The 25,478-nt window shown below is 71.2% G+C and carries 21 protein-coding genes and 3 pseudogenes; 16 read left to right on the forward strand and 8 right to left on the reverse strand.

Translation table 11 applies throughout. The features are described from left to right. Positions 1-17: 17 nt before the first annotated feature. The 4 genes and pseudogenes from SLINC_RS43430 to SLINC_RS43440 all read left to right on the forward strand — a co-directional run bounded on the left by SLINC_RS43430 (position 18) and on the right by SLINC_RS43440 (position 3,430). Positions 18-1,715 (forward strand): amidohydrolase, encoded by a 1,698-nt coding sequence (locus tag SLINC_RS43430; RefSeq protein ID WP_067443913.1) that lies wholly within the window; start codon positions 18-20, stop codon positions 1,713-1,715. 84 nt (positions 1,716-1,799) lie between these two features. Continuing rightward, positions 1,800-2,750, forward strand: coding sequence for a TIGR03619 family F420-dependent LLM class oxidoreductase (locus SLINC_RS43435; protein WP_067446472.1), 951 nt, complete (start codon positions 1,800-1,802; stop codon positions 2,748-2,750). Positions 2,751-2,829: 79 nt separating this feature from the next. Next, positions 2,830-3,069 (forward strand): annotated as a pseudogene (locus tag SLINC_RS46835) (transposase); the annotation flags it as partial. Between the two features lie 64 nt (positions 3,070-3,133). Further along, complete coding sequence (locus SLINC_RS43440; RefSeq protein WP_211292776.1) at positions 3,134-3,430, forward strand: VOC family protein; 297 nt, start codon at positions 3,134-3,136, stop codon at positions 3,428-3,430. 218 nt (positions 3,431-3,648) lie between these two features. Here SLINC_RS43440 and SLINC_RS43445 read toward each other — a convergent pair whose 3' ends face one another. The 4 genes from SLINC_RS43445 to SLINC_RS43460 all read right to left on the reverse strand — a co-directional run bounded on the left by SLINC_RS43445 (position 3,649) and on the right by SLINC_RS43460 (position 6,226). After that, on the reverse strand, positions 3,649-4,065 hold the full coding sequence (locus SLINC_RS43445; protein WP_211292777.1) for a nuclear transport factor 2 family protein: 417 nt from the start codon (positions 4,063-4,065) through the stop codon (positions 3,649-3,651). Between the two features lie 2 nt (positions 4,066-4,067). Then, a complete protein-coding gene (locus SLINC_RS43450; RefSeq protein ID WP_067443915.1) occupies positions 4,068-4,874 on the reverse strand; it encodes an MBL fold metallo-hydrolase in 807 nt (268 codons plus the stop codon). 59 nt (positions 4,875-4,933) lie between these two features. Next, positions 4,934-5,542 (reverse strand): DsbA family protein, encoded by a 609-nt coding sequence (locus SLINC_RS43455; protein ID WP_067443916.1) that lies wholly within the window; start codon positions 5,540-5,542, stop codon positions 4,934-4,936. 180 nt (positions 5,543-5,722) lie between these two features. Beyond that, on the reverse strand, positions 5,723-6,226 hold the full coding sequence (locus tag SLINC_RS43460; RefSeq protein WP_067443917.1) for a MarR family winged helix-turn-helix transcriptional regulator: 504 nt from the start codon (positions 6,224-6,226) through the stop codon (positions 5,723-5,725). A 224-nt stretch (positions 6,227-6,450) separates the two neighbouring features. Here SLINC_RS43460 and SLINC_RS43465 point away from each other — a divergent pair, with 224 nt between their 5' ends. From SLINC_RS43465 to SLINC_RS43490, 6 genes and pseudogenes are all read left to right on the forward strand, one after another. Beyond that, the gene (locus tag SLINC_RS43465; RefSeq protein ID WP_079165005.1) at positions 6,451-7,587 is read left to right on the forward strand and encodes a LacI family DNA-binding transcriptional regulator; all 1,137 of its coding nucleotides are present in this window, start codon (positions 6,451-6,453) and stop codon (positions 7,585-7,587) included. Positions 7,588-7,820: 233 nt separating this feature from the next. Continuing rightward, a complete protein-coding gene (locus SLINC_RS43470; protein ID WP_067443919.1) occupies positions 7,821-9,206 on the forward strand; it encodes an ABC transporter substrate-binding protein in 1,386 nt (461 codons plus the stop codon). A gap of 1 nt (position 9,207) precedes the next feature. Continuing rightward, positions 9,208-10,091: pseudogene (locus SLINC_RS43475) on the forward strand (carbohydrate ABC transporter permease). Next, entirely contained in the window at positions 10,088-11,008 is a 921-nt protein-coding gene (locus SLINC_RS43480) for a carbohydrate ABC transporter permease (RefSeq protein WP_067443920.1), read from the forward strand. The pseudogene SLINC_RS43475 and the gene SLINC_RS43480 overlap by 4 nt, the downstream one beginning before the upstream one ends. Positions 11,009-11,036: 28 nt before the next feature. Further along, entirely contained in the window at positions 11,037-13,187 is a 2,151-nt protein-coding gene (locus SLINC_RS43485) for a beta-galactosidase (RefSeq protein WP_067443921.1), read from the forward strand. 103 nt (positions 13,188-13,290) lie between these two features. Continuing rightward, positions 13,291-15,021, forward strand: a pseudogene (locus SLINC_RS43490) (RICIN domain-containing protein); the annotation flags it as partial. A 396-nt stretch (positions 15,022-15,417) separates the two neighbouring features. Here SLINC_RS43490 and SLINC_RS43495 read toward each other — a convergent pair. After that, positions 15,418-16,353 carry a CU044_5270 family protein gene (locus SLINC_RS43495; RefSeq protein WP_067443922.1) on the reverse strand — a complete coding sequence of 312 codons (936 nt, stop codon included), beginning with the start codon at positions 16,351-16,353 and terminating at the stop codon, positions 15,418-15,420. Then, positions 16,346-16,963: an RNA polymerase sigma factor gene (locus SLINC_RS43500; protein WP_067443923.1), complete on the reverse strand. Its 618-nt coding sequence runs from the start codon at positions 16,961-16,963 to the stop codon at positions 16,346-16,348. The genes SLINC_RS43495 and SLINC_RS43500 overlap by 8 nt, the downstream gene beginning before the upstream one ends. 206 nt (positions 16,964-17,169) lie before the next feature. On the opposite strand from SLINC_RS43500, the gene SLINC_RS43505 reads away from it, so the two are divergent. Beyond that, entirely contained in the window at positions 17,170-17,967 is a 798-nt protein-coding gene (locus SLINC_RS43505) for an SAM-dependent methyltransferase (protein WP_067443924.1), read from the forward strand. A 38-nt stretch (positions 17,968-18,005) separates the two neighbouring features. Here SLINC_RS43505 and SLINC_RS43510 read toward each other — a convergent pair whose 3' ends face one another. After that, the gene (locus SLINC_RS43510; protein ID WP_067443925.1) at positions 18,006-18,551 is read right to left on the reverse strand and encodes a GIY-YIG nuclease family protein; all 546 of its coding nucleotides are present in this window, start codon (positions 18,549-18,551) and stop codon (positions 18,006-18,008) included. Positions 18,552-18,787: 236 nt separating this feature from the next. Here SLINC_RS43510 and SLINC_RS43515 point away from each other — a divergent pair, with 236 nt between their 5' ends. From SLINC_RS43515 to SLINC_RS43530, 4 genes are read left to right on the forward strand one after another with little or no spacing between them, the layout of a single operon-like run. Further along, entirely contained in the window at positions 18,788-19,516 is a 729-nt protein-coding gene (locus SLINC_RS43515; protein ID WP_067443926.1) for an ABC transporter ATP-binding protein, read from the forward strand. Further along, positions 19,513-20,310: an ABC transporter permease gene (locus SLINC_RS43520; protein WP_067443927.1), complete on the forward strand. Its 798-nt coding sequence runs from the start codon at positions 19,513-19,515 to the stop codon at positions 20,308-20,310. The genes SLINC_RS43515 and SLINC_RS43520 overlap by 4 nt, the downstream gene beginning before the upstream one ends. Positions 20,311-20,335: 25 nt before the next feature. Beyond that, a complete protein-coding gene (locus tag SLINC_RS43525; RefSeq protein WP_067443928.1) occupies positions 20,336-21,634 on the forward strand; it encodes a sensor histidine kinase in 1,299 nt (432 codons plus the stop codon). 13 nt (positions 21,635-21,647) lie between these two features. After that, a complete protein-coding gene (locus tag SLINC_RS43530; RefSeq protein ID WP_067443929.1) occupies positions 21,648-22,292 on the forward strand; it encodes a response regulator transcription factor in 645 nt (214 codons plus the stop codon). A gap of 58 nt (positions 22,293-22,350) precedes the next feature. On the opposite strand, the gene SLINC_RS43535 is transcribed toward SLINC_RS43530, so the two are convergent. Beyond that, the gene (locus tag SLINC_RS43535; RefSeq protein ID WP_079165006.1) at positions 22,351-23,973 is read right to left on the reverse strand and encodes a PucR family transcriptional regulator; all 1,623 of its coding nucleotides are present in this window, start codon (positions 23,971-23,973) and stop codon (positions 22,351-22,353) included. Between the two features lie 280 nt (positions 23,974-24,253). Between SLINC_RS43535 and solA the strand changes: the two genes are divergently transcribed. Further along, positions 24,254-25,408 (forward strand): N-methyl-L-tryptophan oxidase, encoded by a 1,155-nt coding sequence (solA, locus tag SLINC_RS43540; protein WP_067443930.1) that lies wholly within the window; start codon positions 24,254-24,256, stop codon positions 25,406-25,408. The last annotated feature ends 70 nt before the right edge of the window (positions 25,409-25,478 follow it).

A 25,478-nucleotide genomic window follows, 5' to 3' on the forward strand; every position in this document is an offset into this window, starting at 1 on the left:
ACTCCGAGAGGACTCACGTGAACGACAACGCCCCCTCCCTCATCCTGACCGGCGGTCAGGTCCTCACCGTGGACGACGACTTCGGCGTGGCCGAGGGCGTGGCCGTACGCGGCCGGGACATCGTCGCCGTCGGCAGCGACGCCGAGATGCGCGCCATGGCAGGACCCGGCACCCGGGTCGTCGAACTCGACGGCCGTACCGTCCTGCCGGGCATCAACGACTCCCACCTGCACGGAGCCGCGTACGGCATGACGAAGCCGCCGTTCGCCCTGGACGTCGGCCACCCCTCGGTCGGGTCGATCGCCGACATCGCCACTGCCGTGGAGCGGGCGGCCGGCGCGGCCCGGCCCGGCGAGTGGATCATCGGACTGGGCTGGGACGCCGGGTATCTGGCGGAGTGCCTGGCCGATCCGCAGCGCTTCCCGCACCGCCGGGACCTGGACGCGGTCGCACCGCGGAACCCGGTCTGTCTGACCCACTTCTCCTCGCATCTCGTGTGGGTCAACAGCGCCGCTTTGCGCCTGTGCGGCATCGACGCGGCAAGCGTGCCGCCCCCCGGCGGCGTCATCGACACCGACTCCGCAAGGGAACCCACCGGCATCCTTCGCGAGGCCGCCCAGGAACTCGTACAAGCCGAACTGCCTTCGCCCGACGCCGGTCAACGCCGTCGGGCCATCCAGGGTGTGGTGCGTGAACTCCACTCACGCGGCATCACCAGCTACACCGAACCGGGCCTCGGCCCGGGCGGGGCCACGTCCCTCTTCGGTGGGCTCAGCACCGACAACTGGACCGCCTACGCCGACCTCGCCGCGAGCGGCGAACTCCACTCCCGGGTCAGCGTCCTGCTGCTGCCCGCGCCGATCGGCGGCTCGGCCGACGACGTGCGCAGGGGTCTGGCCGAGCTGCGGCGCCCCAAGTCCCCGGACCCACGCCTCCTGAACGCCATCGGTGTCAAGATCTTCGCCGACGGGGTGCCGCCCAACCGCACGGCCTGGATGAGCGAGCCGTACGCCGACGGCGGCAACGGCGCGCTGTGCGTGCATGGAGACACCCCCGGGCTCCGGAGCGACGAGTTGTCCGAGATGATCCGCGTCGCCCACGAGGCGGGCTTTCAACTCGGCGTGCACGTGACCGGTGACCTGGCCATCGACACGGTGGTCGACGCCTTCCTCGCGGCGAACGCGGTTGCACCGCGCCCGGATGCCCGCCACTACGTCATCCACGGCGACTTCGTCGGCGCGGCCAGCCTCGCGAGGCTCGCCGCGCACGGCTACGGCGTCAACATGAACCCCGCCATCAAGTGGACCATCTCCGACCTGATGGACGAGGTCGTCGGCCCCGACCGCTCCGCCTACCAGTGGCCCGTACGGTCCGCCGTCGAGGCCGGAGTCACGGTCTGCGCCAGCTCCGACGCACCGATCACCGAGCCCGACTGGCGGCAGGGAGTGGCCGCGATGATGCTGCGGGAGTCGAAGGCCAGCGGTCGGCCGAGCGGGCCCGAGCAATGCGTGTCGCTCGCCGAGGCCGTGCGCGCCTACACGATCAATCCGGCCCGTCAGGACTTCGCCGAGGACTTCAAGGGGTCCATCGAGGTCGGCAAGGTCGCGGACCTGTGCGTACTGGACCGCCCGCTGCTGGACCTGGACCCGCACTCGATCACGGACACAGAGGTGGACCTGACGGTATTCGACGGGCGCGTCGTTCACGAGCGCTGATCTCCGCGGATCCGGCTGCCCGCCCCCTCAACATGTTTGGGGTCAAAAGATATGCTGGCCTTCTACGGCCGACGCAAGCGAAGGATGCTCACTGTGATCGACACACCCCGCATGCTGCTGGTCCTGAGCGAGAACTGGACCCTGACCGGCGGCCGGGCCGACCTGCCCGCCGTCGTACGGTGGGCCCGCGAGGCCGAGGACGCCGGCTTCGACTCCGTCATGGTCAGCGAGCACGTCGTGCTGGGCCCCGACGCGGCCGCCGACGGCATCATGGGCAACCCTCGCGACTACGCCCTCCCGGGGAACCAGGACCCGTACACCCCCTGGCCGAACTCGCTGCTCCTGCTGTCCGCCATCGCCTCCGTCACCGAACGCCTGCGCCTGGCCGCCGCCGCGGTGCTGGCACCCCTGCGCCATCCTCTCCTCATGGCCCGCGAACTGGGCACTCTCGATCTGATCAGCGAGGGACGGCTGCTGGTGCAGCCGACGGTCAGCTGGAGCAAGGACGAGTACGACGCCCTCGGCGTCCCCTTCGGCAGACGAGGGCGGCTGCTCGACGAGCACCTCGACGTCTGGGCGAAGGCCTGGGGACCATCCCCGATCTCCCATGAGAGCGAGCACTACCCGTTCCGGGACGTCTACTTCGAGCCCAAGGCCTTCCGGCCCGAGGGTCCGAGGCTGTGGTTCGGCGGTCAGCGCCTCAACGGCCCCGTCCTGCGCCGGCTCGTGCAGTACGGTCACGGCTTCCATCCGCTGGGCCGACCGACGCCGCAGGACATGCAGGTGCTCAAGGACGCCATGGCCGCGGCAGGCCGGGACGTCGCCGAGATGGAGATGATCGGCGGTACCCAGGCCGTGTTTCCCGACGACCACTCCACGGCGGACCTCGGCGCGGCGCTCGCGAGCATCCCGGAACAGCTGGAACAGGGCTTCACGACGTTCTGCATCAAGCCGAACCAGTTCATCGACGACCCGGACGCGATCGGCGCGTTCTGCCGTGACGTGATGCGCCGCGTGAACGCCCTGACTGCTTGATGCCGGGGGCGGGCCGGTGGGTTGCGCGGTGGCGCGCCGCCGCAGTGGCATCCGGGTAGCGGACCCTCACTTGATGGAAGTGATGGCACGCCTGTGCGTTCCCCGCCGCCGTGGACGGCCCTGCACTGGGCCGGACACGGTCCTGGCCGACAAGGCGTATTCCTCCCGCGCGATCCGCGGCCACTTGCGTAAGCGCGGTATCCGGACGGTGATCCCTGTCCCGGCCGACCAGCGACGTCACCGGCTGCGGCGGGGAAGCCTGGGCGGCAGGCCACCGGCCTTCGACCGCGAGACCTACAAGCAGCGCGACACCGTCGAAGAAGGACACCGGCCCGGACAGTCGACAGATCGATGAGATCGTTGTCCTACCGGGCGTCTCGGACATGGCCGCGACCAAGCGGTTCCATGTCGACCGCGGCCTCACGGTCGCGAAGAGCTTCGGCAGCAAGTACGTCGAGTTCGACGGTTCGGCGAGTCCCGTCAAGCTGTCGCTGTACGGACGCCGCGGCCTGGTCAAGGTCGCCGGAGTCCCGCCGGAGGGCAGCGGGTCCCACTGTCTGACCATCGGCGGCGGCACCGAGACCTTCACCGACCCGGCGGGTTCTTGTGGGAACCCGCGGCGGCATTCGGGTGACTCCGTGGAACTGTCGAAGCCGCGCTCGACATGCTCGCCGACGTAGAAGTTGCGAGTACTCGATGCTGACGACGCCGCTGACTGTGTCCGTGCTGATGTCCCGGTCCATGTCCTGACCGTACGTGTGGGGCACCTGGGCATTCTGGCGAGCCTGGACGAGACGTAAGCGGCGCGGGCCGGAGCCGACGACACCCGCTGGGGCATCGTCGGCCACGTCTTCATCAAGGGGCCGCGACCCGTGCGTCGGCGAACGCCCGCCTGTGGTCAGGCGTCGGGCACCATGGCGTCGCGGACGAGGGCGGTGTCCACGAACTGCTCGAAGCGGACGATCAGTCCGCCGCGGACCACGAAGTGGTGGGCGACCCGTACGTCGATCCGCTTGCCGGTGGCCTTGTTGACGGCCGTGTAGCGGGCCAGGACGACGACGTTCCCGCCGTCGACGACGTAGGTGTCGTCGTGGGCGGCCCAGCCGTCCCACTCCTTGCCCAACTGCTCCATGACGTTGGCGGTGACCCCGTCGGGGGTGCGGTAGGTGCCGGCGAGGGGGAAACCGGCCATCTCCGTCCACTCCACGTCGGGAGCCAGGGTGGCGCGCAGGGCCGCCAGGTCTCCGGCGGCGGAGGCCAGATACTGGCGGCGTACGACGTCGGCCGGTGCGGTGGAGGTGGCGAACTCGGTCATGGTCAGCCCCACTTCATCTCGCCCTTGGCGACCTTCGCGCCGATCTGGGCGGCGATGACCATGCCGTTGTCGGGGTAGCGGGCGACGAGCGCCTCGGTGAGCGCCGCGCCGTCCGCGGCCTTGGCCAGCTCCTCCTCGAAGGCCACCAGGTAGTCACGGGTCGCGGCGATGGCGGAGCTGTCGGCGGCGGTGCCGGGCAGGCGGTGGCCGGGGACGACCAGCTGCGGGTCGAGGGCGGTCATCTCGTCCAGCAGGTCGATCCAGGCCGCGCGGTCGCCGGGGGTCGCGGTGTCGGCGACCCAGACGTGCTCCTGCTGGAACAGCAGCACCCCGCCGAGGATCGCGCGCTGCTCGGCCTGCCACAGGTAGTACCGGTCCGGCAGCGCGGCCGGCGCGCCCTTGAGCTCGAAGCGGTGGCCCTCCAGGGAGAGGTCGCCGGTCAGCGGCTTCAGGTCGACCAGGCGGGTGGGCAGGTTCGGGCCGAGGGCCGCCCAGGCCTTGAGCTTGCCCTCGTAGGAGTGCTTGATGTGCTCGATGACGATGGGGGTGGCGACGAACTGCGCGTCCGGGAAGGCGTCGGCGAGGACTTCGGCGCCGAAGTAGAAGTCGGGGTCGCCGTGGGAGACGAAGACGGTGGTGAGCTTCTTGCCGGAGTCGAGGACCTCGGCGGCCAGCCGGTGGCCGTCGGCCCGGGTGAAGCCGGCGTCCACCAGCAGGGCCTCGCTCTCACCGGTGACGAGGGTGGCGGTCTTGTTCTTGCTGCCGGCGGGGAAGTCGAGGTCGAGGACCTTGAAGTCGAGCGTGCTCATGGAAGTGCTCCTGGCTCTCGGGGAGGGGAGTGGAGTGGGAGAGGGGAGGGGGTGGAGGATCAGAGGGCCGCGAGACGTCGGTCCACGTCGTCGGCGGTGGCGTGTCCGCGGGCCACGACGGTGATGTGCTCGCCATCCACGGCGAGGAGGGTGGGGAAGCCGGTGACCCCCAGCTCGGCCGCGCGGTGGAAGTCGTCCGCCGCCGTGTACGGCGCCTCGGGGCTCTCGAAGGCGGCGACCACGGCGTCGGCGTCCAGCCCGGCCTCCTGTGCGACCTTCCGGTGGGTCGCGGAGTCGGAGAGGCTCAGGCCGTCGACGTAGAAGGCGTGCTGGAGGGCGATGGCGAGCTCTGCCGCATGGTCGGGGGCGGCCTGGCGCAGCGCGGCCATGCCGCGGGCGGCGGCCTCGGAGTCCATGACGAACGACCCCTCGTCGGCGAGCCGCTGGTAGGCCTCACCGAACGACGCCCCGGTGACCTGGCTGATCTGCTGGTTGGCGCCCTGGATGTAGCCGAAGGCGCTCATCGGCACCCGCCGCCCGCCCGTGAACAGACCGCCGGAGACGACCTCCACCGGCAGGTCGGGGTGCCGGGAAGAGACCTCCCTCAGGGTGCCGGAGAAACCGTGCGACCAGCCGCAGTAGGCGTCGAAGACGTAGGCGAGCTTCATCGAGGACCTCGGAGGAACGGGGCGCCCGCCTGGTGCGGGGCACTCACCCGGAACCAACAGTATCTGACGTGTCAGATATTTCAATCCGGGAGGGTCCGGTCGGGTGACGTGCGTCGCTCGATGCGTCAGTGGGTCGTCAGTGGGCCGTCCGTCGGCCGTGACGTTCCGCTCGACGGCCGGTCAGGGCAGCTGTGGCAGGACGTCGCGGGCGGAATGGCTGAGGGTCCGCAGGTCCTCCGCGAACCGCTCCCGGTGAGAGGCGGGCAACGGCTCCAGGAAGTACTGCCTGATGTTCTCCACGTGGAGCCGGGAGGCGCGTACGACGGTCTCCTCGCCCAGCGGCGTCAGGCGCACCAGGCGTCCGCGCCGGTCGTCCGGATCCGTGACGCGCCGCACCAGTCCGGCCGCCTCCATCCGGTCCACCAGCCGGGTCACCCCGCCCGTGGTGAGCACCTGCTCCTGGCTGATCGACCGCATCGACAGTCCCGGGTCGCCGGCGCGTCCCAGGATCAGCAGCACCTCGAACGTCAGATGGCTGATCCCGCACTCCTCCTCAAGTCTGCGGCCCAGGATGTACTCCAGCCGGTTCGCGGCCCCCTGGAGTCGCCCGAACGCCAGGACCAGCTCGTTGTCGGCCGCTTCCTTCGCCGTCGTGATCCCGCCCTGCTCGTCCTGCTTGCTCACGCCACCTCCGCATGTTCGTCCAGGCGGAACCTACCGTGAGTGCCCGTGTGCCGGTGGACCGGCCTCCCGGGCTCGGGCGGCCGGAGCAGCCGGAGTGCTGCGCGAACCCTTGACACGTCCTGTTCGACTGCGTACATATGACTGCGCAGTCATGACAGCGCAGTCATAGAAACGACCGGCTTGTGACTGGCTAGTATTCGGGCTGCCGGAGACAGGGAGACGCGATGCCGCGAGGAGAAGCACGGGGCGATGGCTCCACCGCGCCGCGCGGGGTGGACGTGGCCCGGCTGGCCGGCGTCTCGCAGAAGACGGTCTCCCGGGTCTTCAACGCGGAGCAGTACGTGTCCGCCGAGGCGCGCCGGCGCGTCCTCGAAGCCGCCGAGGCGCTCGGCTACCGCATGAACAACGCGGCCCGGGCCCTGGCCTCGGGACGCACCCGCACCATCGGCGTGGTCACGCTGGGCACCGCCCTGTACGGCCCCGCCTCCCTGCTCATCGGCGTCGAACGCGCCGCCCGGGACGCGGGATACGCGCTCCGGGTGGTCAACACCCTGGAGGGCGACCCCGGAGGTGTCGCCGGAGCCGTCGAGTCGCTGCTCGAACAGGGTGTGGACGGCATCGTCGTATCCGAACCGATCGACGAGGGAGCCGAGGGAGCCCTCTCCCTCAGTACCGACGTGCCGGTCCTCGTGCTCGGCGCACCCGCGGCCTTCGGCGGCCCCCGGGCCGTGTCCGCGGGGGTCGGGGCCGAAGCCCTGGCGCGGGCGGCCACCGAGCACCTCCTGGAACTGGGGCATGTGACGGTCCATCACCTGGCCGGTCCGCAGCGGTGGTTCGCGGCACGCGACCGTCTTGAGGGATGGCGCGCGGCGCTGGCGGCACGCGGCAGACAACAGCCGTCCGTCATCGAGGGCGACTGGTCGGCCGCGTCCGGCTACGCGGCGGGCCGCGACCTCGCCTCCGCCGGCGACCTCACCGCCGTGTTCGCCGCCAACGACGACATGGCCGTCGGGCTGATCCGCGCACTGGCGGACGCCGGCCTGCGCGTACCGGCAGACGTCAGTGTCGTCGGCTTCGACGACATCCCCGTCTCCGCCTACGTCACCCCTCCGCTGACCACGGTGCGCCAGCCGTTCGACTCCGTGGCACACGAAGGGCTGCGGCTGCTCGTGCAGGCCATCGAGAAGCCGGACGCCGAGCCGGCGCCGGCGAACGACCCGCCGGTCGAACTCGTCGTCCGCGCCTCGACGGCACCCCCGCCGGCCCGGAAGACCCCGGCGCGCGAACGACATACGGCCACCCGCGCACGCGGCGCGACCCACGCACCCCCCACCGAGGGCGAGCCGCCCGCCACCCACTGACCCGCACCGTCGGCCCGGCCGGTGACCCCTCGCGTTCACCGGCCCGCACAAGCCTCCACGACCGTGGACTTCCGCTGTACGGCACACACCGGCACAGCCCGCGCGACGCCTGCCCGATCATGGCGATCCCGATGCCCTGGTAGCGCCCTCGCGCCCCGCACCACCCTTCCCACACGCGTGCGACGCGCCTTCGCCAGGCGTGCCGTCCCTCTGCCCATCGGCGGGAGTTCACCATGCCCCGATCCTTCGTTCCCACGTCCTCCATGAGCCGTCGACGGTTCCTCGCCGTCTCCGGAGCCCTGTCCCTGGGTGCCGCGGTCACCGCGTGCAGCGGCGACAGCGGCTCCGGCTCCTCCTCGGCCACCAAGCCGGTCAGCCAGGCCGACATCGACAAGGCGATGAAGACGCCCACCCAACTGACCTTCTGGACCTGGGTCCCGGACATCCAGCAGGAGATCGCGCTCTTCGAGAAGAAGTACCCCGCCATCAAGGTCAAGGTCGTCAACGCCGGCCAGGGCGTGGCCCACTACACCAAGCTGCGCACCGCGCTGAAGGCCGGCACCGGAGCCCCGGACCTGGCGCAGATCGAGTACCAGGCGGTACCCACCTTCACCATCACCGACAGCCTGCTGGACCTGGCCCCGTACGGCGCCTCCGCGCTGAAGGACCGGTTCGTCGACTGGACTTGGGCGCAGGTCGGCGGTCCCGGCGGCGAGGTCTGGGCGATCCCGCAGGACACGGGCCCCATGGGCATGCTCTACCGCAAGGACATCTTCGACCGGCACGGCATCCAAGTCCCCAAGACCTGGGACGAGTTCGCCGAGGCGGCCCGCAAGCTCCACCAGGCCGACCCGGACGTCTACCTCACCAACCTCGCGGCCAACGAACCCGCCGCCTGGCACGGCCTGTTGTGGCAGGCGGGCGCGAAGCCGTACGCCATCTCCGGCAAGAGCACCCTCTCCATCAGCGTCGACGACGCCGTCTCCAAGAAGCTCGGTGACTACTGGGGCGGGCTCGCGAAGGAAGGCGTCATCAGCACCGACCCGGACTTCACCGACGGCTGGTACGCCGGCTTCAACAAGGGCAAGTACGCCACCTGGCTCACCGCGGCCTGGGGCCCGGCCTTCCTGTCCGGCTCGGCCAAGGCCACCGCGGGCAACTGGCGGGCGGCACCGCTGCCGCAGTGGGACGCTTCCCAGCCGGCCTCCGGCAACTGGGGCGGCTCGACGACCGCCGCCCTGCGCTCCACCAAGAACCCCATCGCGGCGGCACAGTTCGCCCAGTTCCTCAACAGCGACCCGGCCAGCGCCGAGATGTTCGCCACGAAGCAGTTCTTCTTCCCGGCGACCAAGGCCCTGCTCTCGGACGCGGGCTTCACCGGCAACGCGCCCTCCTTCTACGGCGGCCAGAAGGTCAACCAGGTCTTCGCCGACATCGGCGACACCGTCTCGACCTCGTTCCAGTGGCCGCCGTTCCTGGACCAGGCCGCGACCGACTGGACCGAGACCGTCGGCAAGTCCCTCGCCGACAAGGCCGACACCGTCGCCGCGCTCGGCACCTGGCAGTCACGGCTGACGTCGTACGCCAAGAAGCAGGGCTTCACCGTCGAGGGAGCCTGAGATGGCCGCCGCCCCCGCCAGGAAACAGGGCCGGGCGGGGCCCCTGTTCGTGGCCCCGTTCATGATCCTCTTCCTTCTGCTGTTCCTCGCCCCCCTCGGCTACGCCGCCTACCTCAGCCTCTTCCAGGAACGGCTCGTCGGCGGCACCGCCTTCGTCGGGCTCGACAACTACCTCACGCCCTGAAGGACCCGCTGCTCCGCCAAGGCGTCGGCCGGGTCGCGCTGTTCTTCGTCCTCCAGGTCCCGCTGATGCTGCTGCTGGCCCTGGTGTTCGCCCTCGCCCTCGACAGCGGTCTGCTGCGCCTGGCACGCGTGATCCGGCTGGGCATCTTCGTGCCGTACGCCGTCCCCAGCGTCGTCGCCGCGCTCATGTGGGGCTACCTCTACGGCCCCGACTTCGGCCCGTTCGCCCAGCTGAGCCGCAATCTGGACCTGCCGGCCCCGCACTTCCTCGGCGAGGGCTGGATGCTCGGCAGCCTCGCGAACATCGTGACCTGGGAGTTCGTCGGCTACAACATGATCATCCTGTACGCGGCGCTGCGCACCATCCCGCACGACCTGTACGAGGCGGCCGCGATGGACGGGGCCGGCGCCTGGCGGATCGCCCGGTCCATCAAACTGCCCGCACTGCGCCCGGCGCTCCTGCTCACCCTGCTGTTCTCGGTGATCGGCAGCTTCCAGCTGTTCAACGAGCCGAGCCTGCTGATGAAGATCGCCCCGGACGTCATCAGCAGCTCCTACACCGCCAACCTCTACGCCTACTCCCTCGCCTTCACCGGCAACCAGGTCAACTACGCCGCCACGGTCTCCTTCCTCCTGGGCCTGGTCATCGTCGTCGTCTCCTACGCCGTCCTGCTCACCGCGAACCGCAGGAGGACCGCGTGACCGCCACCCTGCAGCCGCCGAAGACCGCCTCGCGCCCCACCGCGCCACAGCGGAACCGGGCCGCCGCCCCCCGCCGCAGCACCCCGCTGACGATCGCCATGCTCGCCGCCCTGGCCTACTTCCTGCTGCCCCTGTGCTGGCTGCTGATCGCCTCCACCAAGGGCACCCAGGACCTGATCAACAGCTTCGGCCTGTGGTTCTCCGACACCCCGCAGCTCCTGGCGAACATCAAGGCCACCTTCACCCAGGACGACGGCGTCTTCGTGCACTGGCTGCTCAACACTGCCGTCTACGCCGTCACCAGCGCGCTCGGCGCCGCCCTGATCGCGGCCGCCGCCGGGTACGGCTTCGCCAAGTTCCGCTTCCGCGGCGACCGCGCCGCCTTCAACCTGGTCCTCGGCGCCATCATGGTCCCGGCCACCGCCCTGGCGATCCCCACCTACCTGCTGTTCGCCGAGGCCGGCCTGGTCAACACGCCCTGGGCGATCATCCTGCCGTCCCTGGTCAACCCCTTCGGCCTCTACCTGATGCGCGTCTACGCGGCCGACGCCGTCCCCGACAGCCTGCTGGAGGCCGCCCGCATCGACGGCGCGGGGGAGGCCCGGATCTTCTTCCGGATCGCCCTGAGGCTGCTCACCCCCGGGTTCGTGACCGTCCTGCTGTTCACCCTCGTGGCGACCTGGAACAACTACTTCCTGCCACTGATCATGCTCAACGACCCGAAGCTGTACCCCATCACGGTCGGCCTCTCCTCCTGGGCCGCCCAGGCCCAGAACGGCGGCGCCGGAGCCGGCGGCGACCTGCTCCCGCTCGTCGTCACCGGCTCCCTGATCTCCGTCGTCCCGCTCGTCATCGCCTTCCTCATGCTCCAGCGCTACTGGCAGAGCGGCCTGGCGACCGGCAGCGTCAAGCAGTAACTCCCCACCCCCACCCGGAGGTTCCTCCATGGCGGTTCTGCCCGCCCGCGTCCTGTTCGGCGCCGCGTACTACCACGAGTACACGCCCACGTACGACCCCGGCCTGATCCCCGACGAACGGCTCAAGACCGACCTCGACCTCATGGCCGAGGCGCACTTCACCGTGATCCGGGTGGGCGAGTCGGTCTGGTCGACCTGGGAGCCGCAGAACGGACGCTTCGACCTCGACTGGCTCCAGCCGGTCCTCGACGGCGCCCACGAGCGCGGCATCTCCGTCGTCATCGGCACCCCGACCTACGCCGTGCCGCCGTGGCTGGCCCGCCAGTACCCGGAGATCACGGGGGAGCAGGCCACCGGTCAGCGCATCGGCTGGGGCGGCCGCCAGGAGGTGGACTTCACCCACCCGGCCTTCCGCTTCCACGCCGAGCGGATCATCCGCAGGATCGTCGCCCGGTACGCCGGCCACCCGGCCGTCATCGGCTGGCAGGTGGACAACGAACCGGGCCTGCACCTCTTCCACAACCAGGGCGTCTTCCAGCGCTTCGTCGACCACCTGCGCGAGAAGTACGGCGACGTCGAGACCCTCAACCGCGAATGGGGCCTGGTCTACTGGTCCCACCGCCTGTCGACCTGGGCCGACCTGTGGAGGCCCGACGGCAACGTCCAGCCGCAGTACGACGTCGCCTGGCGGGAGTTCCAGGCCCGCCAGGTCACCGAGTTCATCGGCTGGCAGACCGACATCGTCCGCGAGTACGCGAGCGACGATCACTTCGTCACCACCTGCATCTCCTACACCCGCCAGGGCGTGGAGGACGACGAACTGGCCGCCCGGCTCGACATCGCCTCCGGCAACCCGTACTACGACATGCAGGACGGCCTCCTGCTGCCCGACCCCACACCCGACGACCACGAGCAGGTCTGGAAGACCACCGGCGTCTGGTCGATGTACCAGACCGCCGACTGGATGTTCTCCTCCCGCCAGGAGCCCTTCCTGGTCACCGAGACCAACGCGGGCTCCATCGGCTTCGCCTGGGACAACCGCCCCGCCTACGACGGCCAGTGGCGCCAGGCCGCCTGGGCCCATGTGGCACGCGGCGCACGGATGATCGAGTACTGGCAGTGGCAGACCCTGCGCTTCGGCGCCGAGACCTACTGGGGCGGCGTCTTCCCGCACAGCGGCCGTCCCGGCCGCGCCTACGCCGAACTCGCCCGCCTGGGCGCCGAGTTCGACACCGCGGGCCCGCTCGTCGCCGGCCTCGAACCGGACGCCGACATCACCCTGGTGTACTCGACGCCCAGCAAGTGGCTCATGCAGAAGCACCCGCCGCTGGCGACCCCCGACGGCGAACCCGACGCCGCCGCCTACCACCGCATCGTCGACCCCTTCTACCGCGGCGCCTTCGAAGCCGGCCGCCAGGTCCGGATCGTGCACGCCCGCCAGCTGCACGACCCGCGCGGGGAGCGGGAGGACATGACCCCGCGGGAGGCGGCACGCCGCCACCCGGTGCTGGTCGTACCGGCGTTGTACATCGCCGCCGACACGACCCTCGACTGGTTCGCGGCCTACGCCCGGGCGGGTGGCCACCTGGTCCTGGGCCCCCGCACCGGCTACGCCGACCACGAGGCCCGCGCCCGTCCGGAACCGGCACCCGGACGCCTCACCGAGGCCGCGGGCGTCAGTTACGAGGAGTTCAGCAACCTCGCGCAGGACATTCCGGTCCGCTCCGCGCCCGGGAGCCCGCTGCGGCTGCCGCCGGAGGCGACGGCGACCCGCTGGGCCGACGCCCTGACGGCCACTGACGCCGAGGTGCTCGCCTCCTACGACCATCCGCACTTCGGCCGCTGGCCCGCCCTCACCACCCGCCGCCACGGCGAGGGCCGCGTCACCTGCGTCGGCACGATTCCCGGCCGCGGCCTCGCCCGCGCGGTGGCCGAATGGCTCGCGCCCTCCGCGGTCTCCGGCTGGCACGGACTGCCGGAAACCGTCACCGCGACGACCGGCACGTCCCCCGACGGACGCCGGATCCATGTGATCCACAACTGGAGCTGGGAGCCGGCCCGTGTGGCGGCCCCGGTCGCGTTGTCCGACCTCCTGGACGGCGGCAGCGTCTTGGCCGGCACCGTCCTGGAACTGCGCGCCTGGGACGTACGGGTGTTCGTCACCCCGCCCCAGAACTGAACACCACCCCTGGTCGTCCCTCAAAGGAGAGGTCATGCAGACAAGACAGCTGGGAAAGGCGTTCGGCACCTTCGTCGCGGCAACCGCGATGGTGGCGATCCCCATGGCCGGTGCCCAGGCGTACAACCCGACCGGCGGGATCCTCTACCAACTCGGCGACGAGCCGTGCCTGAAGGGCCGGGGCAACTGCGCGGTCTACCCCAAGTCCGCCCAGTTGCCGAGCGGGCGCCTGGTCGCGTCGTTCGAGAAGGCCACCGTCGTACCGAAGACGGGAAGCGCCGACGGCGAGACCCTCCCGGTCTACCGCAGCGACGACCACGGCACCTCCTGGCAGCCCCTGTCGGAGGTGAAGGCCCCCGCGTACCTCTCCACCGACCCCCGCTACAAGAAGTACAAGAGCAACTGGACGAACCCGTACCTCTACGTCCTCCCGCAGACCGTCGGCAACCTCAGGGCGGGCACGCTGCTCCTGGCGAGCGTCGTGTCGGGCGACGACCGCTACTACCTGGAGCACAAGGCGGCGGACCCGGACTGGACGCCGTCCAACGACGGTGACCGCAGCGATCTGGCGATCGCTCTGTACTCCAGCACCGACGAGGGGGTGACGTGGAAGGTCGAGAACGTGATCGCCACCGGTGGCTGGCAGGGCGGCAGTGCGGGTGCGGTCGGCAAGAACGTCGCCGCCGCGAACACGTACCAGCAGGTGGATCCCCTGTGGGAGCCGTATCTGATGGTCCACAAGGGCCAGTTGGTCTGCTACTACTCCGACGAGAACGACTACCTCGGCTTCGACCCGGTCACCGGCGTCCCGAGGCTCGACCCCGCCAACGGCACCGCGCCGGACTCGCACGGCCAGATCCTCGTCCACAGGACGTGGAACGGGCGCAGTGCGCAGTGGAGTTCACCGGTGGTGGATGTCGCGGGGCTGACCCAGGACATGGGCGGCGGCAAGCAGGAGATCGGCGGCGGCCGTCCGGGTATGACGAACGTCGTCCCGACGACGGACGGCAAGTGGCTGTTGCCGTACGAGTACTGGGGCGGCGGCGCCAACGTCCGGTATGTGGTCGCCGACGATCCGCTGAAGTTCTACGCCGCGTCCAAGGATGCTTCCGTCACGTCCCTGCCGGTGGATGCGGGTTCGCGTCCGCTCGCGACGGGCGGCAGTCCGGTGATCATCCGGCTGCCCGACGGGCGCCTGGTGTACAACGCCGCCGGCAGCGGCAACGTCTGGGTCAACGAGAGCGGACGCGGTGACGGTGCGTGGAAGGAGTACCAGACGACCTCGCGGGCGGGCTACAGCCGCAACCTCCAGTACGTGCAGGGCACCGGCCGTATCGCGATCCTCAACAACCAGGACACGTCCACGATCGCCTATGCCGAGGTCGACCTCGGCCGATCCGCGGGCGCCTACTACCAGTTGGTCAACCGCAGGACCGGCCAGGTCATCGGCACCGGCAACCACACCAACGACGCGAACATCGGCAACGGTGACGTACCCGACGTCGTCCTGGAGGACGTGGGTTCCCCGGCGAACAAGGACACCCAGTACTGGCATCTGACGACCGAGCCGCAGGGTGGTGTGACCCTGCTGAACAAGTCCGGTGGCCGCGCGGCCGCCATCTGGACCGGGAACGCGACGGTCGGCCAGCGCATCGGCCAGTGGGTCGACAACAGCCCCACGGGCAGCTGGAACGTCATCAGGACCGCCGACGGCTACTACAGGTTCCAGGCCGCCAAAGACACCAATGTGTACCTGACCGGCGCCTCCCAGGGTGCCCCGCTGACCTTGCAGAACGAGGTCGGGGACGGCTCGCAGGAATGGCGGCTCGTCCAGCAGGCCCCGACCTCGGCGAGCTTGACCGCGGGCACCCGTGCCAGGAACCTCATCGCCACGCACCGGGTCGGCACGAAGTCGGCCGTGCCGCTGAACGCGGCGGCCTCGGACCCCGCCGGCACCGCCCTGCACGCGAACACGACGGGCCACGCCTACGTCTTCGCGGCGGACGGAAGGCCCACCGCTCCCGGCCCGGTCTCCCTCGGCCCGGTCTCCTTCGACGCGGCACAGAAGGGCAGCGTGACGCTTCCGGCTACACTCGCGAAGGGCACGCAGCTCAGGATCGCGGTGGTCTTCGACGACTCGCCGCCCCTGTGGGACACGGCCACCGTCCGGTGACGCGGCCGGCCGGTGACCCGCGGCCCTTTGGCCACGGGTCACCGGCTCACGGGTTTCTCAGGGGCGTTGCCTCACCCGGTCCACCGCGGCCTGGGCGGCCACGTGCGACCACTGGTTGTAGGTCCGCCCGCCCGCTTTGCGCTGGTCCTGCATACCGAGGTACCGGTACGTCTTCTCGTCGAAGATGAACACCGGTCCGCCGTCCGCCCAGGGAGTGCCGGGCTTGCCCACGTACTGGATGCCGATCCCCGGGCGGCCGTCGCCGTCCGTCCTGCCCGGCAGCAGCTTGACCCCGGGCATGGTGGACAGCGCCTCGAAAGCCGCGGGACGCAGCCCCTTCGGCAGCACAGGGTCACGGAGCAGGCCGGAGAGGAAGATGTGGACCATCGGCCACTCGTCGGCGCTCGTCGGCCGGTTGTAGTCCGGCTTCCCGCCCATGTCACGCAGCGCGATCAGCAGCCGGTCGGGGTCGGTGGGCAACTGCTTCAGCTCCGACCACCTGCTCGGTGGCCAGGTGCTCTGGCCCGGCTTGTCCCGCGGCACCCACTGGGTGTGGCCCAGTTCGCTGACGTAGGACCGCTTGGAGCCGTCGACCGAAGTCCAGCTCTCGTCGACGTACGTCTTGCTCGGTCCGCCTCCGACCGGGGTCTCCTTGATGACCTCCCTGGTGTAGATGAACTGGTCGTCGCGCGGTGCGATCGGCTTTTCGAGCCTGCGTTCCTCGGCCGCCGCGCCGCGCAGAACGGTCGCCACGCTCACCGGCTGGGTGCGCGGTGCGGAGTCCGTGCCCTGGGCGATCACCACGGTCGTGGTGACCGCCGCCGCGGCGACACCGGCCACCGCGATCCGCAGCAGCGGACGCCGACGGAGGCCGACGGGGGAGGCGGGGGCCCGCATCGCCTGGTACAGGCGGAAGCGGGCCCGGGTACGGGCGGTGTCCGAGAGAGGGGTCGCTTCCGCGTCCCACTCCCTCAGGAGTTCGAGTTCATTCACTGTCGGATTCCTCTCGGAGAGCTGTCGGATCGGATCCGCCCAATGCCTCACGAACTTTTCTGCGGGCCCTGTGCAGCCGTGACCGGACCGTCCCCACCGGTACTCCGAGGGCGCGCGCGGCCTCCTCGTAGCCGAGGTCGGCCCAGGCGACCAGCAGCAGCACGTCCCGGTGGCGGGCCGGCAACCGGGCCAGCGCGCCCGCGAGTTCGCGGCGCAGCGCCTGCGCGCTGACCCGCGCGGCCACCTGGTCCGCGACCGTCTCGCCGGCCTGGTCGCCGGGGGTGGCCGCAGGCAGCCGGCTCATCGCCTTCAGCCGCCGGGCCTCGGCCCGGCGGTGGCGGCCGATGAGGTTGGTCGCGATGCCGAACAGCCACGGGCGGGCGTCGGGCAACTCCGTGTTGTACCGGAAGCGCTGCTGGAACGCGGTGGTGAACGTCTCCGCCATCACGTCCTCGGCCGCCTCCGCCCCGAGCCGGCGCGCCGCGTAACGGTGCACCGCGTCGGCGTGGCGGTCGAAGAGCACGGCGAATGCCTCGGGCTCAACCCACGACCGATCGATCACCGAGGCGTCGCTGTCCTGTCCGACCCGGACGCCTGGTTCGACGGTCATCGGGGCTCCTCTCGTCGATGCGAATGCTCTGAAGACTGGGCTTTCACCGGTACTTCGCCGCTCGCCGCAATCCGGTTCCACCCGCGGCCGCGGTGGCGGCCGACCGTGCGTCAACCGGGGCCGGGTGACGCCGAGTTGGTGTGGCAAGCTGTCGTACAGCCGTTCGCGGGCGAGGGCGCCGTGGCGGTAGTCGAGAGGAGCGCACAGTGACACGGGACGGCACCCCTGCCGAGGAGATCGACACCAGCAGGCCGCACCCCGCCCGGATCTACGACTACCTGCTCGGGGGCAAGGACAACTACGAGGTCGACCAGCGGGCGGGCGACGCGCTCGCCGCCAGGGCACCCGAAGCGCGGGTCTCCGTGCAGGCCAACCGCGCCTTCCTCCAGCGCGCCGTCCGGCACGTGATGGGCGCCGGCATCCGCCAGATCCTCGACATCGGTACCGGACTGCCCACCTCCCCGAACATCCATGAGACCGCCCAGGAGGCGGCGCAGGACGTCCGCGTCGCCTACGTCGACAACGATCCCATCGTGAAGGCGCACGCCGACGCGCTGCTCAGCAGCTCCGGCGCGACCAGCATCGTGCTCGCCGACCTGCGCGACCCCCGGTCCGTCCTGGATCACCCCGACGTCCGCCGGATCATCGACTTCGACGAGCCGGTCGCCCTCTTCCTGGTGGCCATCCTCCACTTCCTCACCGACGCGGAGAAGCCCCAACAGATCGTCGCCACCCTGCGCGACGCGCTGCCCGCGGGAAGCTTCCTGGTCCTCTCGCACGCCACCGGCGACCTCGCCGACCGCCGCGATGCCCAGGCCGTCTACAACAACGCCACCGCCACCATGAACCTCCGCTCCCACGCCGAGATCGAGCGCTTCTTCGACGGCTTCGACCTGCTGGAGCCCGGCCTGGTCCAGGTCCCGTTCTGGCGCCCGGACACCCCACCGCCGGCGCGCTCCGACGAGGTCGGCTTCTACGGCGGAGTGGCACGCAGGACCGACTGACGCGCCCACCCGGCCCCCGTCCGTCCGCGGGACCGGTGTCACCGCCCTGGCGGCGTCGACGGTGTCGCCGGTCCGGTCCGCCCGGTCCGGCGACGGGGCGCTGCCTCGGTCCCCTCGATCGCCTCGATCTCCATGAGCAGCCGTTCGATCTTCGTCTTCTTCGCCGCGATGCCGCGGGTGAGGAGCCGAAGGTGGGCCGGCGACTCGGGGACGGTGGCCTCGAACTCCTCCAACCGGCGCCGCTCGGTGGCCAGTTCGGTTCTCATCCGGGTCGTACCGGCGGGTGGTGGGGGAGCGGCGGCCCCGTTGAAGACGACGTTGTACCGGGGCCGTTCGGTCCACACGGCCTCGCGCTCGGCGGCCTCGGCGTCGCAGGGGTAGTCGATCCGGACGCCGATGACCTGCGACGCCCACGGCTGCTGCCGCAGGTGGGTGCGTATGCGGGTGAGCGGACAGACCGAGATGCCGACGTACAGCAGGCCTTCCGGGCCGTAGAGCCGGTACAGCGCGGTGCGGCCCGCGGTGTGCAGGCTGCCCTCCTCGTCGAACAGGCCGCGCAGGAACTGTGCATCGACGTCCCGCATGGAGACGGCCCCCTTCGGCTCGACCGCGCACGCCGACGGTCCGTGCGCCGCTTGTTCCCTGCCCCCACGCTCCCACGCGGGTGTGACAACGCCCCCGCAGCCGGGCACCGCGGAAGCCTGATCCGGACCGGGCTGGGGGATATCCCCCAGCAAAACGCGGAGGTCAACCGCGTTACGCGGCAGGGCCGTCGGACGGCAGGCTCGGGGTGTCGAGACGTCCACGAAGGAGCCCCACGATGATCGAAGCGCGCCGCCTGACCAAACGCTACGGCGACACCCTCGCCGTCGATGCGCTGACCTTCGACGTGCTGCCGGGTGCCGTCACCGGGTTCCTCGGCCCGAACGGCTCGGGCAAGTCGACCACCCTGCGCATGGTGATGGGGCTGGACCGGCCGGACACCGGGCAGGCCCGGATCGGCGGCCGTCGGTACGCCGACCTGGAGTGGCCGCTGCGTGAGGTGGGCGCGTTGCTGGAGGCCCGCACCTTCCACCCGGGGCGCAGCGCACACCGTCATCTGCTGGCACTGGCCGCGGGCGGTGGTGTCGCCCGCTCCCGGGTGGAGGAGGTGCTGGGGCTGGTCGGACTGGCCGATGCGGCCCACCGGCGGGCCGGCTCGTTCTCGCTGGGCATGGCACAGCGGCTCGGTATCGCGGCGGCGCTGCTCGGCGACCCGGCCGTGCTGCTCTTCGACGAGCCGGTCAACGGGCTGGACCCGGAAGGGGTGCGCTGGATCCGGGAGTTGATGCGTTCGCTGGCCGCCGAGGGGCGCACGGTGCTCGTCTCCAGCCATCTGATCAGTGAGATGGCACTGACGGCGGAGCATCTGGTGGTGATCGGCCAGGGACGGCTGCTGGCGGACAGTTCGGTGGCGGACCTGACGGCCGACGGACGGTCCCTGGAGGAGGCGTTCTTCGCGCTGACCTCCGACAGCGCGCAGTACCGGGGAACGGAGCGGCGGCGATGAGCAGTACGGCAGCAACGGTGACGGGCACGGGGCGGCCGGGGTTCGCCGCGGCCGCCCGGATGGAGTGGATCAAGCTGGGCAGTCTGCGCTCCACCCGCTGGGCGCTTGCGGCCACCGCCCTGAGCATGATCGCCATCGGTGTGGTCACCATGGCCAACACCCGGGCACCCCGGGGCACGGAGGCCGCCCGGACCTTCGATCCGGTGAACAACGTGCTCGCCGGCATCGCTCTCGGACAGCTCATCGTCGGCGTGATCGGCGTCCTGATGATCACAGGCGAGTACTCCTCGGGAAGCATCCGCTCGACCCTGGCCGCGGTGCCGGACCGGCGTCGGCTGCTGGCCGCCAAGACCGCGGTGCTGGGGACGGTTGTCCTCGCCCTCGGTGAGGCGGCCGCGTTCGTCACCTTCTTCGCCGGCCGCGCCGCACTGACCGACGCCGTCCACCGGCCGGGACCGGGCGATGCCGGAGTACTGCGCGCGGTGGTGCTGTCGGGGGTCTATCTGGCCCTGGTGGGCCTGATCGGGCTGGCGCTGGGCACGATGACACGGCACACGGCGAGCGCGATCGGCATCGTGGTCGGGCTGTTCTACGTGGTGCCCGCGGTCGCGGCCGGACTGACCGGCACGACCATCGCCAAGTTCTTCCCCACCCTGATCGCGGCCAACTCCCTCGCGGTGGCCAAACCGGTGGCGGACGTGCTCTCCCCGTGGACCGGTTTCACCGTCCTGCTCCTGTACACGGCCGCGGCCCTGGCAGCCGCCGACTGGCTGCTGCGGCGCCGTGACGCCTGAGCCGGCACCGGGGAGACTGAGCACCATGCAGCCACGCGCCGTGCTCCGCGCGCCCTTCACCCGCAGGGCCTGGTTCGAGGCGGCCTACTGTCTGGCGGCCTTCCCTCTGGCGGTGCTGGGGTTTGTGGTGACCCTGGTGCCGCTGGCCCTGGGCGCGGCCCTGACCGCGACGCTGGTCGGGGCGGTGCTGGGCCTGGTGCTCCTGGTCGGCGTCCTGGTGCTGGCCCGGCTGTCGGCCAGCCTGCACCGTGGGCTGGCCGCACGGCTGCTGGGCGAGCGGACGGCACCGCCACCGCCGTTCCGCCGCGGCCAGGGGATCGGCGGGCGGATCGATGCCCGGCTGCGCGATGTCACCGCCTGGCGGGCCATCGGATACGTCCTGGCCAGACTGCCCGTCGCCGCCCTGGGCGCGTACGGCGTCGCCTGGTGGATCACGGCCCTGCTGAATCTCACCCTGCCGCTGCGCTGGGTTTTCGGCGGCCGGACCGCGGGCGGCATCCCGATGCTCACCCCGCTGCCCGCGGGCGGGACCCCGCACATCAGCACCTGGCCGGGCACGCTGGTGTCCGTCGCCGCGGGTGCGGCCACGCTGCTGGCGGCCCCCTGGCTGGTCCGGGCGGCGGTCGCGGCCGACCGCCGGCTGCGGCACGCCCTGCTGGGACCGGGCGAGCTGACCCAACGAGTGCGGGCCCTGGAGGAGACCAGGGCCCTGGCCGTCGACGACGCCACCGCCCGGCTGCGGCGGCTGGAGCGGGATCTGCACGACGGCCCCCAGGTACGGCTCGTCGCCGTGGCCTTGAGCCTGGACATGGCCCGGGAGAAACTCGCCGACCAGGACGGACCGATCAGCGATCCGGACGGCGTACGACGACTGGTGGCCACCGCGCACCGCAGCGCCGCCGAGACCCTGAGCGAACTGCGCGACCTGTCCCGCGGCCTTCACCCGCCCGCCCTGGACGAGGGCCTGCCCGACGCCCTGGCCACGCTCGCCGCCCGCAGCGCGCTGCCGGTCGAGCTGTCGGCCGAGGTTCCGGTGCGCCCCACCCAGGCCATCGAGACCATGGCCTACTACTGCGTCGCCGAGCTGCTCGCCAACGCCGCCAAGCACAGCGGCGCCCGCCGCGCCGTCGTCACCGTCACCCAGCGGGACGACGCGCTGCGCCTGCGGGTGACGGACGACGGCTCGGGCGGCGCCCGCGTGCTGGCCGGCGGCGGGCTCGCCGGTCTGCACCAGCGCATCCGGACCGTGGACGGGCGGCTGCACATCTCCAGCCCCGAGGGCGGCCCGACGGCGATCACCGTCGTCCTGCCGCCGCACGCGTGAGAGCATGCGCGCCATGCGTGTCGTGATCGCCGAGGACGCCGCCGTACTGCGGGAACTGCTGGCGCTGATGCTCACCGAACGCGGACACGACGTGTGCGCCTCGGTGGCGGACGCCGAAGCACTGCGCGCGGCCGTGGCCGAGCACCGGCCGGACGTGACGGTGGTCGACATCCGCATGCCGCCCACCCACACCGACGAGGGGCTGCGGGCCGCGATCGACATCCGCCGCACCCACCCGGGCACCGGGGTGCTGCTGTTCTCCCAGTACATCGAGACGCGGTACGCCACCCGGCTGCTGGCCGCCGGTTCGGCCGGCGTCGGCTATCTGCTCAAGGACCGGGTGGCCGACGTCGCCGAATTCACCGACGCACTGCAACGCGTCGCCGCCGGCGGCACGGCCCTCGACCCGGAAGTGGTCACCCAGCTGGCCGCCGCGGGCGGCCGGCGCGAGGGCCTCGATTCACTGACCGTACGGGAGCGTGATGTCATCGCCCTCATGGCGCAGGGCCGCTCGAACGCGGCCATCGCTGAGACCCTGGTCGTCTCCCACGGCACCGTGGAGAAGCACGTGGCGTCCATCTTCACCAAGCTCGGCCTGCCGGCCTCGGACGACGCCAATCGGCGGGTGCTGGCGGTGCTGCGGTATCTGCACGGCTGACGACCGGCCTGCCGCTCGGGCGGGTCGCATCACACCGGCCCACGGTCGTTGTGCTCCGTTACGCCCCGGGAACGTCTGCTTCGGTTGCGTCCAGGACCAGGACCGCGACGTGCAGGGACGTGCGCTGAAGGCCTGATTCCAGGTCGCAGCCGAGGAGCCGTTCGATGGTGTGGAGGCGCTGGTAGTAGGCCTGCCGGGACATGCCGGCGCGTTTCGCCGCGACCGACTTGTTCCCGGCCGCCGCCAGGTAGGCGCGCAGGGCCGGGAGCAGGTCGCCGTTGTTGCGGTCGTCGTGCTCGATGAGGCGGGTGAGTTGCCGTTCCGCGTACCGCTGCAGGCGGGTGTCCTCGCGCAGGACGCCCAGCAACTCCGGCAGCCGTACGTCGGCGGGGACGTAGAACCACCGCTCCGGAGAGACCGGTGTGATGGCCTCGGCCGTCTGCTCCGCCTCCTGCCACGACCGGGCGATCCCGGCGAGGTCGGTCACTCCGGGGCCGACGGCGACGACGGCCTCCGGTCCGAGCTCCTCCCGGCTCAGACGGCCGATCCGCTCGGCGACCGGCTGCCAGGCGCTCGCCTGTGCCAGTGCCAGCAGGACGCCGATCCGGCCCGGGGCCGTCTCGCCGACCAGGGCGCGGACGCCGGTCTGCGCGAGCGCCTTCGCGATCCGTTCGTCGAGGTGCTCACTCTCGGTGCCGGTGTACGTGTGGCGGATGACCAGGGCGAAGAGCCGGTGCCCGAGGGCCGGGAGCCCCAGTGCCTCGGCGCGGGCGCGCGCGTCCGCGGGGGAGCGGAAACGTCTTTGGTACAGGTCCCGCAGGACGGAACGGTGGGCCCGGCGCTCCCACCAGGCCGGCCCGGCCAGGCGCGCCATGGTCAGCGCGACCGCCGCATGCTCCAGCACCAGGACGTGTTCCGGGTCGGGCTCGGGGTTCAGCCGGCCCTCCAGCAGGACCAGACGCCCCCACAGCCCGTGGTGGTCCTGCACCGGCGCGATCAGCCATCCCTCCGGGCCGCTCGGAGTGATCCTCTCCGGCGTCGGGGCGGCCCGCGAACGCCGCGACCAGGCCGACACCACCGGCTCGTACGGCCGGCCGAGCAGCTCGCACATCAGGACCCGGTGGGTGAGATCCTCCAGCACCACGGGGGCTCCGGTCAGCTCCGCGGTGGTGCGCACCAGCTCCTCGGGGTCCGCGCCCCGCAGCGTCAGGGCGGTGAAGATGTCCTGGATCTCCCTCCCGCGACGCAGCAGGGCCCCCTGGGCGTCGAGGATGAGCGCGTGCACCGTCTGCGTGACGTCGATGAACCGGACGCCACGGGCCAGCTCGACCAGCGGCACGCCCCGGGCACGGCACGCCGCGACCAGCTCGTCGGGCACCTTCCGGTACCGGTAGCCGAGCTCCACGATCAGCCCGGCCGCACCGACGTCGGCGAGCTGGTCGACGTAGCCGCGCAGCTCGGAGGCGTCCTCGGGATACGGCATGCCGGTCGTCAGCACCAGCTCGCCGCCCTCCAGGAAATCGGCGGGATTGAGCAGCTCCGTGACATGCACCCAGCGCACCGCGCTGTCCAGCTGTGACTCACCGGCCAGCACGCGCGGCATTCCTTCGGCGAGCACGGGCAGGCGCAGTACCTCCGTGATGGTGGGGAAGTGCCCGGTTGCGGGAGGTCTGGGCGGCATAGGGAGTGCTTTCGTCCGAGGGGATCGGGCTCACCCTCGCACCGGCCACTCACCGTGACAAGGGGGCGGCCGGCATTTGGTGCGGCCCGGCAGCCCGCAGTGACAGACCGTCTCGAGAAGGCCCCAAGGTGGAACACAGTGTGGGTTGACCTGCGGGTTCCCCCGGGCCGAAAGTGAACGCCATCCCCAGTGGGGCCCGAACCGGAAGGGTCCGCACGGTGACCGCACCGTGATGGGGCCCGACTGCCACCGGGGCCACACCATCGGAAGGAGCGACCACATGAGCGTTCCGAAGCGCGTCGCCGTGATCGGTGCCGGCAGCATGGGCAGCCAGGTCATGTGGCGACTGGCCGCCCGCGGAGCCGAGGTCATCGGCTACGACCGGTATGCGCCGGGGCACGACCGCGGCGCGGCCGGAGGTGAGACCCGCATCTTCCGCGCCGTGCACCTCGGTGAACCCCGCTACATTCCGCTGCTGGGGCTCGCCGACCGGATGTGGGACCGCCTCCAGGACGAGACCGGATTCTCGCTGCGACGCCGCAGCGGATGCCTGGTGATGGGAGAGACCGCATCGCCCTCCATGGGCCTCCTGCTCGCCGCCGGCTCCAACCACCAGCTGGAGCACGAGGTACTGGACCGGGAGGAACTCGCCCGCCGCTACCCGCAGCACCGCCTCCCGGACGGACACACCGCCGTCCTGGACCGGATGGGCGCCGTCATCAGGCCCGAGGCGACGGTCCAGGCCGCCGCCACCCGTGCCGAGCAACTGGGCGCCCGACTGCACCGCTACACCCCGGTGCGGAAGATCGAGCCCGCGGCGGGCGGCGGCGTACACATCGTCACCGACCAGGGCACGGACCACGTCGACACCGCGGTGGTGACCGTGGGCCCCTGGATCAACACCCTGCTCCCGGACCTTCCCCGAAGCGTCGACGTCCGCCGACTGATCAGCTCCTGGCACATCCCGACCCGCCACGACTGGTTCGCGGGCGGCGCCCCCGCCTTCGTACGCAGCACACCCCACGACTGCTACGGACTCCCGTCGCCCGACGGCATCTCCGTCAAGCTGGGCCTCTCCTTCCAGCTGGGCCACCACGTCGCGCGCCACCTGCCGGTACCCGACCCCGAACGGCTCGACCGGACGGTCCGCCCGGAAGAACTCGCCACCCTCCGCGAGTTCATCGCCGAGCTGATGCCCGACCTGAACCCCGACCCCATCAGGATGTCGGCCTACATGGAGGGCTACACCGACTCCGGCAACCCGCTCGTCGGCCATCTGCCCGGCGAGGACGACATCATCGTCATGGCCGGCTTCTCCGGCAGCGGCTTCAAACTGTCGCCCGCCATGGGTGAGATCGCCGCCGACCTCGCCCTGGACGGCACCACCGATCATCCCATCGACTTCCTGGCACCGGCCGGAGCCGGCGCCGCCTGACCCGCAGTCACTTCGCCCCATGGGGAAGTCCGTCACGGATGTGCCGGAAAAATAGTGACAAATCCTGCAT

The sequence above is a fragment of the Streptomyces lincolnensis genome (assembly GCF_001685355.1).
GTDB lineage: Bacteria > Actinomycetota > Actinomycetes > Streptomycetales > Streptomycetaceae > Streptomyces > Streptomyces lincolnensis.